General features: G+C 69.0%; 13 protein-coding genes. 12 read left to right on the top strand and 1 reads right to left on the bottom strand.

Going from position 1 to position 13,467, the window contains the following annotated elements:
• Nucleotides 1-7: 7 nt before the first annotated feature.
• The 3 genes from frr (at nucleotide 8) to rlmN (ending at nucleotide 2,638) form a co-directional block, all read left to right on the top strand.
• Nucleotides 8-565, top strand: a complete 558-nt coding sequence (gene frr / locus A5678_RS07895; protein ID WP_068040603.1) for a ribosome recycling factor — start codon at nucleotides 8-10, stop codon at nucleotides 563-565.
• Between the two features lie 92 nt (nucleotides 566-657).
• Nucleotides 658-1,521 carry a phosphatidate cytidylyltransferase gene (locus tag A5678_RS07890; RefSeq protein ID WP_068040773.1) on the top strand — a complete coding sequence of 288 codons (864 nt, stop codon included), beginning with the start codon at nucleotides 658-660 and terminating at the stop codon, nucleotides 1,519-1,521.
• A 22-nt stretch (nucleotides 1,522-1,543) separates the two neighbouring features.
• Nucleotides 1,544-2,638: a 23S rRNA (adenine(2503)-C(2))-methyltransferase RlmN gene (rlmN, locus tag A5678_RS07885; RefSeq protein ID WP_068040601.1), complete on the top strand. Its 1,095-nt coding sequence runs from the start codon at nucleotides 1,544-1,546 to the stop codon at nucleotides 2,636-2,638.
• Between the two features lie 82 nt (nucleotides 2,639-2,720).
• Here rlmN and A5678_RS07880 read toward each other — a convergent pair whose 3' ends face one another.
• On the bottom strand, nucleotides 2,721-2,975 hold the full coding sequence (locus A5678_RS07880; protein WP_068040771.1) for a DUF2631 domain-containing protein: 255 nt from the start codon (nucleotides 2,973-2,975) through the stop codon (nucleotides 2,721-2,723).
• A 96-nt stretch (nucleotides 2,976-3,071) separates the two neighbouring features.
• Here A5678_RS07880 and dxr point away from each other — a divergent pair, with 96 nt between their 5' ends.
• From dxr to A5678_RS07835, 9 genes are all read left to right on the top strand, one after another.
• Nucleotides 3,072-4,268 carry a 1-deoxy-D-xylulose-5-phosphate reductoisomerase gene (dxr, locus tag A5678_RS07875; protein WP_068040598.1) on the top strand — a complete coding sequence of 399 codons (1,197 nt, stop codon included), beginning with the start codon at nucleotides 3,072-3,074 and terminating at the stop codon, nucleotides 4,266-4,268.
• A 19-nt stretch (nucleotides 4,269-4,287) separates the two neighbouring features.
• Nucleotides 4,288-5,511 carry an RIP metalloprotease gene (locus A5678_RS07870; protein WP_068040596.1) on the top strand — a complete coding sequence of 408 codons (1,224 nt, stop codon included), beginning with the start codon at nucleotides 4,288-4,290 and terminating at the stop codon, nucleotides 5,509-5,511.
• Nucleotides 5,512-5,583: 72 nt separating this feature from the next.
• Nucleotides 5,584-6,750: a flavodoxin-dependent (E)-4-hydroxy-3-methylbut-2-enyl-diphosphate synthase gene (gene ispG / locus A5678_RS07865; RefSeq protein WP_068040594.1), complete on the top strand. Its 1,167-nt coding sequence runs from the start codon at nucleotides 5,584-5,586 to the stop codon at nucleotides 6,748-6,750.
• A gap of 56 nt (nucleotides 6,751-6,806) precedes the next feature.
• A complete protein-coding gene (locus A5678_RS07860) occupies nucleotides 6,807-7,661 on the top strand; it encodes a GNAT family N-acetyltransferase (protein WP_068040591.1) in 855 nt (284 codons plus the stop codon).
• Between the two features lie 88 nt (nucleotides 7,662-7,749).
• A complete protein-coding gene (locus A5678_RS07855) occupies nucleotides 7,750-9,564 on the top strand; it encodes a penicillin-binding transpeptidase domain-containing protein (RefSeq protein WP_068040588.1) in 1,815 nt (604 codons plus the stop codon).
• A 65-nt stretch (nucleotides 9,565-9,629) separates the two neighbouring features.
• Nucleotides 9,630-10,217: a DUF1707 domain-containing protein gene (locus A5678_RS07850; RefSeq protein WP_068040586.1), complete on the top strand. Its 588-nt coding sequence runs from the start codon at nucleotides 9,630-9,632 to the stop codon at nucleotides 10,215-10,217.
• 128 nt (nucleotides 10,218-10,345) lie between these two features.
• Nucleotides 10,346-11,203, top strand: a complete 858-nt coding sequence (map, locus tag A5678_RS07845) for a type I methionyl aminopeptidase (RefSeq protein ID WP_068040769.1) — start codon at nucleotides 10,346-10,348, stop codon at nucleotides 11,201-11,203.
• 14 nt (nucleotides 11,204-11,217) lie between these two features.
• Entirely contained in the window at nucleotides 11,218-12,729 is a 1,512-nt protein-coding gene (locus A5678_RS07840) for a cobyric acid synthase (RefSeq protein WP_068040583.1), read from the top strand.
• Between the two features lie 143 nt (nucleotides 12,730-12,872).
• Entirely contained in the window at nucleotides 12,873-13,433 is a 561-nt protein-coding gene (locus A5678_RS07835) for an alpha/beta hydrolase (protein WP_197502070.1), read from the top strand.
• Nucleotides 13,434-13,467 lie beyond the last annotated feature (34 nt).

Here is a 13,467-nt window from a genome sequence, read left to right as displayed (position 1 = left end):
GCGAACGATGATTGACGAGGCTCTCTTCGACGCCGAAGAGAAAATGGAGAAGGCCGTAGCGGTGGCCCGCGACGACTTGTCAACCATCCGGACCGGCCGCGCCAATCCCGGCATGTTCTCCCGGATCGTCATCGACTACTACGGCGCCACCACCCCCATCACGCAGTTGGCCAGCATCAACGTCCCCGAGGCGCGGCTCGTCGTGATCAAGCCGTACGAAACCAGTCAGCTCGGCGCGATCGAAACGGCGATCCGCAATTCCGATTTGGGCGTCAATCCGACCAACGACGGCACCCTGATCCGCGTGGCAGTGCCGCAACTCACCGAGGAGCGGCGTCGGGAGCTGGTCAAGCAGGCCAAGGGCAAAGGGGAAGACGCCAAGGTGTCGGTGCGCAACATCCGCCGCAAGGCGATGGAAGAGCTGCACCGCATCCGCAAGGACGGCGAGGCCGGCGAGGACGAGGTCGGGCGCGCGGAAAAAGACCTCGACAAGACCACGCACCAGTACATCACCCAGATCGAAGACCTGGTCAAGCACAAAGAGGGCGAGCTGCTGGAGGTCTAGCGGCCGCCCAGCAGCTGAGTTCACCCAGGTCCGTGGCAACCACCGGCGCAGCCAGCCCGCCCGACGAGCCGGGGCGTGAGGGCAAAAACACCATGCAACAGCCGGCAAAGAAGACCTCCCGCGCGGGACGCGACCTGCGCGCCGCCATCGCGGTCGGCTTAGGAATCGGCGGCGTGCTCATCGTGACGCTGGTCTTCGCGCCGCGCTTCTGGGTTGTCATCGTCGCGCTCGCCATCCCGGTCGCCAGTCATGAGGTGGTGCGGCGCCTGCGCGAGGCCGGATACGTCATCCCGCTCATCCCGCTGCTGATCGGCGGGCAGGCCACCGTCTGGCTGACCTGGCCGTACCATGCCGCCGGCGCCCTGGCCGGCTTCGGCGCCACCGTAGTGGTCTGCAACGTCTGGCGGCTGTTCATGCAGGACAACCGCAAGCGGCCCGAGCCGTTCGCCGGCTCGCCGTCGGCCAACTACCTCAGGGACGCCTCGGCGACGGTGTTCCTGGCCGCGTGGGTGCCGCTGTTCGCGTCCTTTGGCGTGCTGCTGGTCTACCCGCACGACGGGGCAGGGCGGGTGTTCTGCCTGATGATCACCGTCGTCGCCTCCGACACCGGCGGATATGCCGTCGGGGCGCTCTTCGGCAAGCACCCGATGGTCCCGGCGATCAGCCCCAAGAAGTCCTGGGAGGGATTGGCCGGGTCCCTGGTGTTCGGAATCACCGCGGCAATGCTGACGGCGACGTTCCTGGCCGGCAAACCGCCCTGGATCGGCGCGCTGCTCGGTGTCGTCCTCGTACTGACCAGCACGCTGGGCGATCTGGTCGAGTCCCAGATCAAGCGCGACCTGGGGATCAAGGACATGGGCCGCCTGCTGCCCGGCCACGGCGGCCTGATGGACCGGCTCGACGGCGTGCTCCCGTCGGCCGTCGCCGCGTGGATCGTGCTGACACTCGTGCCCTGAGAGGGCCGATACTGGACTGGTCATGGTCCAAGAACTGGTCTTCACCGAACCCCGCCCCAGCAGGCCGCCGCGGCACCTGGCCGACCTCGACGCGGAAGCCCGCGCGGCGGCCGTCGCCGAACTGGGGCTGCCGGCGTTCCGCGCCAAACAGCTCGCCCAGCAGTACTACGGTCGCCTGATCGCCGATCCTCGCGAGATGACCGATCTCCCGGCGGCCGTGCGGGACCGGATCGCCGAGGCGATGTTCCCGCATCTGCTCACCGCGGCCACCGAAGTCACTTGCGACGCCGGGCAGACCCGGAAGACGCTGTGGCGTGGCACCGATAGGACGACGTTCGAGTCGGTGCTGATGCGCTATCCGCAGCGAAACACCGTGTGCATCTCGTCACAGGCCGGCTGCGGCATGGCCTGCCCGTTCTGCGCGACCGGGCAGGGGGGCCTGACCCGCAACCTGTCGACCGCGGAGATTTTGGAACAAGTCCGTTCCGCCGCCGTGACCCTGCGTGAGGATTTCGGCGATCGGCTCTCCAACGTCGTGTTCATGGGGATGGGGGAGCCGCTGGCCAACTACGCCAGGGTGGTGGCGGCGGTGCGGCGCATCACCGAACCGCCGCCGCACGGCTTCGGCATTTCGGCCCGCTCGGTCACCGTCTCGACGGTCGGCCTGGCGCCGGCCATCCGCAAACTCGCCGACGAGCGGCTCGGGGTGACGCTGGCGCTGTCGCTGCACGCGCCCGACGACGAACTGCGCGATACCCTCGTGCCGGTCAACAACCGCTGGAAGATCACCGAGGCGCTTGACGCCGCCCGCTACTACGCCGACGTGACCGGACGCCGGGTATCGGTGGAGTATGCGTTGATCCGCGACGTCAACGACCAGGCGTGGCGGGCGGGTCTGCTGGGCAAGCGCCTGCATCGTGCGCTCGGCCCGCTGGTGCACGTGAACCTCATCCCGCTCAACCCGACGCCGGGCAGTGAATGGGATGCCAGCCCGAAGGCGGTGGAGCGGGAGTTCGTCCGCCGGGTCCGGGCGCAGGGGGTTTCCTGCACGGTCCGGGACACCCGCGGCCGGGAGATCAGCGCCGCCTGCGGACAGCTGGCCTTCGAAAAGACCTAGCGGGCGGGTAGCTGGAGCGAAGGTGAATCGGCCGGGGCTTGTGGACAGCTGGCCGCCGAAAGACGTAGCGGGCGGTTGACGACTACCTGATCCAGCCGCGCCGGCGGCCCCACAGGTCGCGCACCAGCGCGACCAGCGCCAGCGCCGCGAACCCGATCAGGAACCAGTTCTCGATGTGGCCGACGTGGTTGCCGCGCAGCATCGCCAGCAGGAACACGATGACGACCAGGCCGGTGATGTGCCAGGTGCGGTGATTGATCCTGCTCCAACCCCACGCCGCGGACGGCACCTCAACGGTGTCGACGCCGCTGAAGTGTTCCACCTCGGTACTGGCCACGGTGAATCCCTTTCGTCGGTCCTGCAGCGATTCTGGCATACCCGCGGCGAGGTCCCGCAGCCCTCGCATCGTCAGCGGGCGGGGCACAATGAGTGAGTGACAAACGCGACACCGGGGGGCCGCCTGCGGGTGCTGGTGCTGGGCAGTACCGGCTCGATCGGCACCCAGGCCCTGGAAGTGATCGCGGCCCACCCGGACCGCTTCGAGGTGGTCGGCCTGGCCGCGGGCGGCGCGAACGTCGACACCCTGCTGCGGCAGCGCGCCGAGACCGGGGTCACCAACATCGCCGTCGCCGACGAACGCGCGGCGCAGGCCGCCGACGTCCCGTACCGCGGGTCCGACGCCGTGATCCGCCTGATCGAGGACACCGAAGCCGACGTCGTCCTGAACGCGCTGGTGGGTGCGCTGGGTCTGCGCCCGACCCTGGCCGCCCTGGAATCGGGCGCCCGGCTGGCGCTGGCCAACAAGGAATCCCTGGTCGCCGGCGGTCCGCTGGTCTTGCGAGCGGCGCGGCCGGGTCAGATCGTGCCCGTCGACTCGGAACACTCCGCGCTGGCCCAGTGCCTGCGCGGGGGGTCCGCCGAGGAAGTCGCCAAGCTGGTGCTGACCGCCTCCGGCGGGCCGTTTCGCGGCTGGACCGCCGCCCAGCTCGAGGGTGTCACCCCGGAGCAGGCCGGCGCCCACCCGACCTGGTCGATGGGCCCGATGAACACGCTGAACTCGGCGTCGCTGGTCAACAAGGGGCTCGAACTCATCGAGACGCACCTGCTGTTCGGCATCCCGTACGACCGCATCGACGTCGTCGTGCACCCGCAGTCGATTGTTCATTCGATGGTCACGTTCGTTGACGGCTCGACCATCGCGCAAGCGAGCCCCCCGGACATGAAGCTGCCCATCTCCCTGGCACTGGGCTGGCCGGACAGGGTTCCCGGCGTGGCCGCGCCCTGCGACTTCAGCACCGCCTCTAGCTGGGAATTCGAACCGCTGGACAGCGAGGTCTTCCCCGCCGTGGAACTGGCCCGGTACGCCGGCCAGACCGGCGGCTGCATGACCGCCGTCTACAACGCGGCCAACGAAGAAGCGGCGGAGGCGTTCCTCGCGGGCCGGGTGGGATTCCCCGTCATCGTCAAAACCATCGCCGACGTGCTGCACGCCGCAGACCAGTGGGCGGTTTCACCCGCTAACGTGGATGAGGTACTAGACGCGCAGCGCTGGGCGCGGGAGCGAGCCCGACGCGCCGTCGCACACGCACGACCCACCGAGGCCTCCGTCAACGCCTCCGGAATGGTGTGAGAAAGGTCCCGCAGCGGAGATGATGTTCGTTATCGGCATTGTGCTGTTCGCCCTTGCCATCCTGATCTCGGTGGCCTTGCACGAGTGCGGCCACATGTGGGTCGCCCGCGCCACCGGCATGAAGGTCCGCCGCTATTTCGTCGGGTTCGGGCCCACGCTGTGGTCGACGCGGCGCCGTGAGACCGAGTACGGCCTCAAGGCCGTGCCGCTGGGCGGTTTCTGCGATATCGCCGGGATGACCTCGGTCGAGGAACTGGCGCCCGACGAGACCGACCGCGCGATGTACAAGCAGGCCGCGTGGAAGCGGGTCGCGGTGCTGTTCGCCGGGCCGGCCATGAATTTCGTCATCTGCGTGGTGCTGATCTACGGCATCGCACTGGTGTGGGGGTTGCCGAACCTGCACCCGCCGACCAGGGCGGTGATCGGCGAAACCGCCTGTGTCGCACCGGAAGTGGCGCCCGGAAAGATCGCGGAGTGCACCGGTCCGGGCCCGGCCGCGGCCGCCGGGATCCGCGCCGGCGATGTTGTGGTCAAGGTCGGCGACACCCCGGTGTCCACGTTCGAGGACATGGCCGCCGCGGTCCGCAAGATGCACGGCACCGTTCCGGTCGTCGTCGAGCGTGGCGGCACCACGATCACCACCTACGTCGACGTCACGCCCACCCAGCGCTACCTGAGCAATGCGGCCAACGGGCAGGGCGCTCAGGCGGCACCCTCGACGGTCGGCGCCATCGGCGTCGCCGCCGTCAAGCTCGCGCCCACGCACTACGGAGTGCTTTCCGCGGTGCCGGCCACGTTCGCGTTCACCGGCGACCTGACCCGCGAGGTGGGCAAGGCGCTGGTCACCATCCCGACCAAGGTGGGCGCGCTGGTGCACGCCATCGGCGGTGGACAGCGTGACCCCCAGACCCCGATGAGCGTGGTCGGCGCCAGCATCATCGGCGGCGACACCGTCGACCACGGGCTCTGGGTCGCGTTCTGGTTCTTCCTGGCCCAGCTGAACCTCATTCTCGGTGCCATCAACCTGGTGCCGCTGCTGCCCTTCGACGGCGGCCACATCGCCATCGCGGTGTTCGAAAAGATCCGCAACCTCGTCCGGTCGGCCCGCGGCAAGGTCGCGGCCGCACCGGTGAACTACCTCAAGCTGATGCCCGCCACCTACGTGGTGTTGGTGTTCGTGGTCGGGTACATGCTGCTGACCGTGACCGCCGATCTGGTCAATCCGATCAGGCTCTTCCAATAAGCAAGAAGGAATCAGAACAGTGACCCGCGCCGGCGACGATGCAGAGCGAAGCGATGAGGAGGAGTGGCGCAAATGACCGTTCGCCTGGGCATGCCGGACACTCCGGCGCCCACGCTGGCCCCCCGGCGCAAGACGCGCCAACTGATGGTCCGCGACGTCGGGGTGGGTAGCGAATATCCGATTTCGGTGCAGTCGATGTGCACCACCAAGACCCACGACGTCAACACGACGCTGCAGCAGATCGCGGAACTGACCGCAGCCGGCTGCGACATCGTGCGGGTGGCCTGCCCGCGTCAGGAGGATGCCGACGCGCTGGCCGAGATCGCCCGACACAGCCAGATCCCGGTGATCGCCGACATCCACTTCCAGCCGAAGTACATCTTCGCCGCCATCGACGCCGGTTGCGCCGCCGTGCGGGTGAACCCCGGCAACATCAAGGAATTCGACGGCCGGGTTGGCGAGGTTGCCAAGGCGGCCGCCGCGGCGGGCATCCCCATCCGCATCGGCGTCAACGCCGGTTCGCTGGACAAGCGCTTCATGGAGAAGTACGGCAAGGCCACCCCCGAGGCGCTGGTCGAATCCGCGCTCTGGGAGGCCTCGCTGTTCGAGGAGCACGGCTTCGGCGACATCAAGATCAGCGTCAAGCACAACGATCCGGTCGTGATGGTTGCCGCCTACGAGCAGCTGGCCGCCCAATGCGACTACCCGCTGCACCTGGGTGTCACCGAGGCCGGTCCGGCCTTCCAGGGCACCATCAAGTCCGCGGTCGCCTTCGGCGCGCTGCTGTCCCGGGGAATCGGCGACACCATCCGGGTGTCGCTGTCCGCGCCGCCGGTCGAAGAGGTCAAGGTCGGCATCCAGATCCTCGAGTCGCTGAACCTGCGGCCGCGCGGGCTCGAGATCGTGTCCTGCCCGTCGTGCGGTCGCGCGCAGGTCGACGTCTACAAACTGGCCAACGAGGTCACCGCCGGGCTGGACGGCCTGGACGTCCCGCTGCGGGTGGCCGTGATGGGCTGCGTGGTGAACGGTCCGGGTGAGGCCCGGGAAGCCGACCTTGGCGTCGCCTCGGGAAATGGCAAGGGGCAGATCTTCGTTCGCGGCGAAGTGATCAAGACCGTGCCGGAAGCCCAGATCGTCGAGACGCTCATCGAGGAGGCCATGCGACTCGCCTCGGAGATGGGGACCGATCACGGTCCTGACACAACATCAAGCGGTTCGCCGATCGTGACCGTAAGCTGATGGGGGCCTGTTCCCGGTTGCTGGTCCGTTAGTTCGCATCACAGAGAGTTCGCCAGATGTCGGCTCCGCCCCTCTTCCGCCTGGTCGGTGAGCGACGGGTGTCCGTGGTGCGCGACGCCGCCGCTGTCTGGAGGGTGTTCGACGAGGATCCCGTCGGGTCGTGCATGGTCGCGGCCCGGGTGGCGGACCACGGCATCGATCCCAACTCGATCGGCGGGGAGTTGTGGACCCTGCGCGGCGCGGAGGAGTCGCTGTGCTTCGCCGGCGCCAACTTGATCCCGCTGCGCGGCGCGCCGGAGGACATGGACGCCTTCGCCGACGAGGCGATGAGCGGGACGCGCCGTTGTTCGTCGCTGGTCGGGCGGTCCGACCTGGTGATGCGGATGTGGGAGCGGCTCGAGTCGGCGTGGGGCCCGGCCCGTGACGTGCGTGACCACCAGCCTCTGCTGGCGCTGTCCAGGCACCCCAATTGCGACATCGACCCCGGCGTGCGCCAGGTTCGACCGGACGAGTTGGACGCCTATCTGGTGGCCGCCGTGGACATGTTCATCGGCGAGGTGGGCGTCGACCCGCGGGTCGGCGACGGCGGCCGGGGTTACCGGCGGCGGGTGGCCAGCCTCATCGCCGCCGGCCGCGCCTGGGCCCGCTTCGAACACGGCCAGGTCGTCTTCAAGGCCGAAGTGGGCTCGCAGTCGCCGGGTGTCGGCCAGATCCAAGGGGTATGGGTGCACCCGGAGTGGCGTGGCCTGGGCCTGGGCACCGCAGGCACAGCGACCGTGGCCGCCGTCGTCGTCGGGAGCGGGCGCACCGCCAGCCTGTACGTGAACAGCTTCAACACGGTGGCGCGCGCCGCATACGCCCGAGTCGGCTTCGACGAGGTGGGCACCTTCGCAACGGTGCTGCTGGACTGAGAAGCTCGCCGCCGAACGCCCGACATCACGATCTGATCTCGGTGTGTCGACGCCGGTGCGGCAGCCGGGGTTCATAACATCTGTACCAATGGTCACAAGAACCCCACTGGTAATCGTGGCGGCCGGATTGCTCCTTGCGGCCGTCGCGATGTCCGGATGCACCCCGCGCCCCGACGGCCCCGGTCCGGCGGCCGAAAAGTTCTTCGGCGCCCTGGCAGTCGGCGACACCGCCACGGCCGCCCAACTCAGCGACAACCCCAACGAGGCCCGCGAAGCGCTGAACGCGGCCTGGGCGGGGTTGCAGGCGACGCACCTCGACACGCAGATCCTCAACGCCAAGTACGCCGAGGACACCGGCACGGTCGCTTATCGCTTCACCTGGCGCCTGCCCAAGAACCGGACCTGGACCTATGACGGCCAGCTGAAAATGGCGCGCGACGAGGGGCACTGGGAGGTCCGGTGGACCCCCACCGACCTGCATCCCAAGCTGGGCGAGCATCAGACGTTCGCGTTGCGGGCCGATGCGCCGCGGCGCGCCTCGGTGAACGAACTCGGCGGCACCGACGTGCTGGTGCCGGGCTACCTGTACCACTACACGCTGGACGCCACCCAGGCCGGATCCGGATCCGCCCTGAGCGGGACGGCGCACGCGATCGTGGACGTCCTGCGCCCCTTCAACGACACGCTGAACGACCCGCAGTTGCTCGCCGAGCAGGCGAGCTCGGCGACGCAGCCGGTGGACCTGGTGACGCTACATCCCGACGACAACGACAAGATCTACCCGGCGATCGGCCGGCTGCCCGGCGTCGTCGTCACGCCGCAGCCCGAGATCCTGCCGACCGATCCGCATTTCGCGTCGGCTGCCATGACCGAGGTGAAGAAGGCGGTCGTCGACCAACTCGACGGCGAGGCGGGCTGGCGGGTGGTCAGCGTCAACCAGAACGGTGTCGAAGTCGAAGTGCTGCACGAGGTTCCGGGGTCGCCGGCGCCCTCGATCTCGATCACGCTCGACCGGGTGGTGCAAAACGCCGCCCAGCGTGCGGTGGACACCCGCGGCGGCAAAGCGATGATCGTCGTGATCAAGCCGTCGACCGGGGAGATCCTGGCGATCGCGCAGAACGGGGGCGCCGACGCGGACGGCCTGCTCGCCACCACCGGCCTGTTCCCGCCGGGGTCGACGTTCAAGATGGTGACCGCCGGCGCGGCCGTCGACCGCGACATGGCCACCCCCAACACCATGCTGGGCTGCCCGGGCCATCTCGACATCGGGCACCGCACCATCCCCAACTACGGTGGCTTCGACCTCGGCGTGGTGCCGATGTCGCGGGCGTTCGCCAGTTCCTGCAACACCACTTTCGCCGAGCTCAGCAGCAAGATGCCGCCGCGCGGCCTGACGCAGGCGGCCAGCCAGTACGGGATCGGGCTGGACTATGAGGTCGACGGCATCACCACGGTGACCGGATCGGTGCCGCCGACCGTGGACCTCGCCGAGCGCACCGAAGACGGCTTCGGCCAGGGCAAGGTGCTGGCCAGCCCGTTCGGCATGGCGCTGGTGGCGGCGACCGTTGCCGCGGGCAAGACCCCGACGCCGCAGCTGATCGCGGGCCGGCCGACGGCGGTTCAGGGCGACACCACGCCGATCAGCCCGAAGATGGTGGACGCGCTGCGGCCCATGATGCGGCTGGTGGTGACCAACGGGACCGCCAAGGAGATCGCGGGCTGCGGCGCGGTCTACGGGAAGACGGGTGAGGCCGAGTTCCCGGGAGGATCGCATTCCTGGTTCGCCGGATACCGCGGCGATCTGGCGTTCGCCGCACTGATCGTCGGTGGCGGCAGCTCGGAATACGCGGTCCGGATGACCAAGGTGATGTTCGAATCCCTGCCGCCGGACTTCCTGGCCTGACGCCGGCGGCCCGCCCCAGCGGTAAGTTGCGAGGGTAGGCCGAGGGTTCGAGCGTCAGGAAAGCCATGACTGAGACCGGTGGAGAGATGGTGGCGTTACGGGTCTCGGACGCCGACCGAAACGGCACGATGCGGCGACTGCACAACGCCGTCGCGCTCGGGCTGATCGATATCGACGAGTTCGAGCAGCGTTCGTCGCAGGTGTCCTATGCGCGCACCCGGGGAGAGCTCGACGGGCTGGTCGGTGACCTGCCCGGTCCGGGCGCGATCGTCACCTCCGCGGCCGACCGGGTCGAGCTGCGCGGCTGGGCCGGCTCGCTCAAGCGCCAGGGGGAATGGACGGTGCCCACCCGGCTGGCGTTGGTCCGCCGGCTGGGCTCCATCGAGCTCGACCTCACCAAGGCCCGATTCGCGGGCCCGGTGGTGGTCATCGAACTCGACATGCGATTCGGCTCGGTGGAGATCCGGTTGCCGGACGGCGCCAGCGCGTCGATCGACGACGTGGAGGTCTACGTGGGCAGCGCCAGCGACCGCCGCAAGGACGCACCCGGCGAAGGGCGCCCGCACGTCGTGTTGACGGGACGGGTGGTGTGCGGTTCGGTGATCATCCGCGGGCCGCGGCGCTCGTTGATCCGTCGCGGCCGCTTCGGCTGACCGCCCGCGTCGCGTGTGCAGCGACGGCGGCCAAATTCGGCGTGTCGTCGCCGCACCGTCACACTCAACGCCGTCGATTCACACGCGAGGCTGAGCCGCCGCCGGGCGGCGTGATTAAGCTGGTCGGCATGCCCTCTCGCACTGCGCTTTCCCCCGGAGAGTTGTCCCCGACTCTGCCGGTGCCCGGCCGCATCCCCCGTCCGGAGTATGCCTGGCAGCCCACCGTGCGCGAGGGCAGCGAGCCGTGGGTGCAGACCCCGGAGGTGATCGAGAAGATGCGGGTCGCCGGCCGGATCGCGGCCGGCGCGCTGCAGGAGGCGGGCAAGGCGGTGGCGCCCGGGGTGACCACCGACGAACTGGACCGGATCGCCCACGAGTACATGATCGACCACGGTGCCTACCCGTCGACCCTGGGCTACAAGGGCTTCCCGAAGTCCTGCTGCACGTCGCTCAACGAGGTCATCTGCCACGGGATCCCCGACTCGACGGTGGTCGAAGACGGCGACATCGTCAACATCGACGTCACGGCCTACATCGACGGGGTGCACGGCGACACCAACGCGACTTTCCTGGCCGGCGACGTCTCGGAGGAGCACCGGCTGCTCGTGGAGCGCACCCACGAGGCGACGATGCGCGCGATCAACGCTGTCAAGCCCGGGCGGGCGCTGTCGGTCGTCGGCCGCGTGATCGAGGCGTACGCGAATCGGTTCGGGTACAACGTGGTTCGTGACTTCACCGGCCACGGCATCGGCACCACCTTTCACAACGGCCTGGTCGTGCTGCACTACGACCAGCCGTCAGTCACGACGACCATGCAGCCGGGCATGACGTTCACCATCGAACCGATGATCAACCTCGGCGGCCTGGACTACGAGATCTGGGATGACGGCTGGACGGTGGTCACCAAGGACCGCAAGTGGACCGCGCAGTTCGAGCACACCTTGCTGGTGACCGACACCGGCGTCGAGATCCTCACCTCGATATAACAAGCCGTGAATCGTTGAGCGGGGCGCTGCTGGTCGCCGGCACCAGCTCCGACGCCGGAAAATCCGTGGTGGTCGCGGGCCTGTGCCGGTTGCTGGCGCGCCGCGGCGTCCGGGTGGCGCCGTTCAAGGCGCAGAACATGTCCAACAACTCCGTGGTCACCGTCGACGGCGGCGAGATCGGCCGGGCCCAGGCGCTCCAGGCGCGCGCGGCGGGGTTGGAGCCCAGCGTGCGGCTCAACCCGATCCTGCTCAAACCGGGCAGTGACCGGACGTCGCAGCTGGTGATTCGCGGCCGGGTCGCCGATTCGGTCACGGCCGCGAGCTACGTGCGGCATCGCGACCGCCTGGCCGGGATCGTCGCAAACGAATTATCTTGCCTGCGCGACGAATTCGACGCCGTCATCTGCGAGGGGGCGGGCTCACCGGCCGAAATAAACCTGCGTGCAACGGATTTGGCGAACATGGGCCTGGCCAGGGCGGCGAACCTGCCGGTGATCCTGGTCGGAGACATCGACCGGGGCGGGCTGCTCGCCCACCTGTTCGGAACGGTCGCGGTGCTCGAGCCCGACGACCAAGCACTGATCGCCGGCTTCGTCGTCAACAAGTTCCGCGGTGACCCCGCGCTGCTGGAACCCGGATTGCGCCAATTGCACGCGATGACCGGCCGTCCGACCTACGGGGTGCTGCCGTACGCCGACGAACTCTGGCTGGACGCCGAGGATTCGCTGTCGCTGGTCGCCCGCCGCGTCGTCGGCACCCCGGAACCGCCGCGCGGGCGCGAGTGGCTGCGAGTGGCCGCCATCCGGCTGCCCCGGATCTCCAACTCCACCGACGTGGAGGCGCTGGCGTGCGAACCGGGCGTCATCGTGCGCTGGACCACCGACCCCGCCGACCTGGCCGACACAGACCTGATCGTGATCCCGGGCAGCAAATCCACCGTCGCCGACCTGACCTGGCTGCGCGATCACGGCCTGGCCGAGGCGATCACCGCGCACGCCGCGACCGGCAAACCGGTGCTCGGTATCTGCGGTGGCTTTCAGATGCTGTGCCGGCGCGTCGATGACCCGGTGGAATCAAGGCTCGGCGAGGTCGCCGGGCTGGGGCTGTTGGACGCCGACATCGCCTTCGGCGAGACCAAGATCCTGCGCCGGTGGCCACCGCCGCTCGCCGGATACGAGATCCGTCACGGCCGGGTGTCGCGATGCGCCGAGGACACCTGGTTCGGTGCGGAGGGCGGGCGCGACTGCCAACCGCACGGCCTCGTGCGGGGCGCGGTCTTCGGCACCCACTGGCACGGCTTGCTCGACAACGACGACTTTCGTCGCGCGTGGCTCACCACCGTCGCGGCCGCGGCCGGCCGCGACGGGTTCGTCGTCGCCGACACGAACGTCGCCGCGCGGCGCGAAGCCCAACTCGACGCGATCGCCGATCTGCTGGCCGCCCATCTGGACACCGACGCAGTCCTCGGCCTGCTCGACGGTCCGCCGCCCCGCCGACCGCGCCTCGCAACTCGGTTGGGGCCGTAGGGCATTCGTCGAGCCGCGGCTGCACGACCAGCGAATTGACGATGACGCAAAACGCGCCGAGCGTGCCCGCAGCGATAGCCGCTGAACGCAGGGATGTGAAGAAAGCGTCGCGCGTGCGGGCAGGTCGGCTGTAGCGTGCGTAGATGCCCTCAATGATGACCACGCTCGACGGGTTCCCCGTCCCGGTAGCCGTGGCTGGTCCGGAACAGGGTGTCGTGGTCGTCATCCTGGGTGACGAGGAGCGCGTCCCCGCCGCGTACGACGCGGTTTGCGAGCGTCTGCACACCGCGTCGCTTCGGACGGTCGTCATCGGACTCGACCCGCGCCTGACCCCGAAGTCGGTGGTCGGCATCCTCGACGCACTGGGAATCGGTTGGGCTGTGGTGGTGGGCGACCGCGCCGGCGGCGAACTGGCCTGGGAACTCGCGGCGACGAAGCTGGGCCGGTTCGTCGGCCTGGTGGTGATCGACCGCGGCCATCCGCGGGCGGCCGATCGCGACGGTGCGGTTCGTGACGGGCACTGCCCGCCGGTGGAGATCGGCACCACGGTTCTGGTCAGCTCCCCGGCCGCGCGGGCGGTGGCCCGCGCCAGCCAGCAGTATGTCTACGCTGACTACCGCGTGGTGCATTTGGGCCGGCGCACGGTGCAGGAGTCGACGGCACAATTGGCCGCCGAGATCGTGTTGCGCACCAGTACCTGGTAGTCCAATCGGCGCGCCGAACAGCAACTCGCACAAG

The sequence above is a fragment of the Mycobacterium sp. E2733 genome (assembly GCF_001667585.1).
GTDB lineage: Bacteria > Actinomycetota > Actinomycetes > Mycobacteriales > Mycobacteriaceae > Mycobacterium.
Note: the sequence above shows the minus strand (reverse complement) of the source record. Positions and strands in the feature narration are given on the sequence as shown.

Excerpts from the sequence above, each read along its gene's own strand:
- frr (WP_068040603.1), top strand. The coding sequence starts at position 8 with ATGATTGACGAGGCTCTCTTCGACGCCGAAGAGAAAATGGAGAAGGCC.
- A5678_RS07890 (WP_068040773.1), top strand. The coding sequence starts at position 658 with ATGCAACAGCCGGCAAAGAAGACCTCCCGCGCGGGACGCGACCTGCGC.
- rlmN (WP_068040601.1), top strand. The coding sequence starts at position 1,544 with ATGGTCCAAGAACTGGTCTTCACCGAACCCCGCCCCAGCAGGCCGCCG.
- A5678_RS07870 (WP_068040596.1), top strand. The coding sequence starts at position 4,288 with ATGATGTTCGTTATCGGCATTGTGCTGTTCGCCCTTGCCATCCTGATC.
- ispG (WP_068040594.1), top strand. The coding sequence starts at position 5,584 with ATGACCGTTCGCCTGGGCATGCCGGACACTCCGGCGCCCACGCTGGCC.
- A5678_RS07860 (WP_068040591.1), top strand. The coding sequence starts at position 6,807 with ATGTCGGCTCCGCCCCTCTTCCGCCTGGTCGGTGAGCGACGGGTGTCC.
- A5678_RS07855 (WP_068040588.1), top strand. The coding sequence starts at position 7,750 with ATGGTCACAAGAACCCCACTGGTAATCGTGGCGGCCGGATTGCTCCTT.
- A5678_RS07850 (WP_068040586.1), top strand. The coding sequence starts at position 9,630 with ATGACTGAGACCGGTGGAGAGATGGTGGCGTTACGGGTCTCGGACGCC.
- map (WP_068040769.1), top strand. The coding sequence starts at position 10,346 with ATGCCCTCTCGCACTGCGCTTTCCCCCGGAGAGTTGTCCCCGACTCTG.
- A5678_RS07835 (WP_197502070.1), top strand. The coding sequence starts at position 12,873 with ATGCCCTCAATGATGACCACGCTCGACGGGTTCCCCGTCCCGGTAGCC.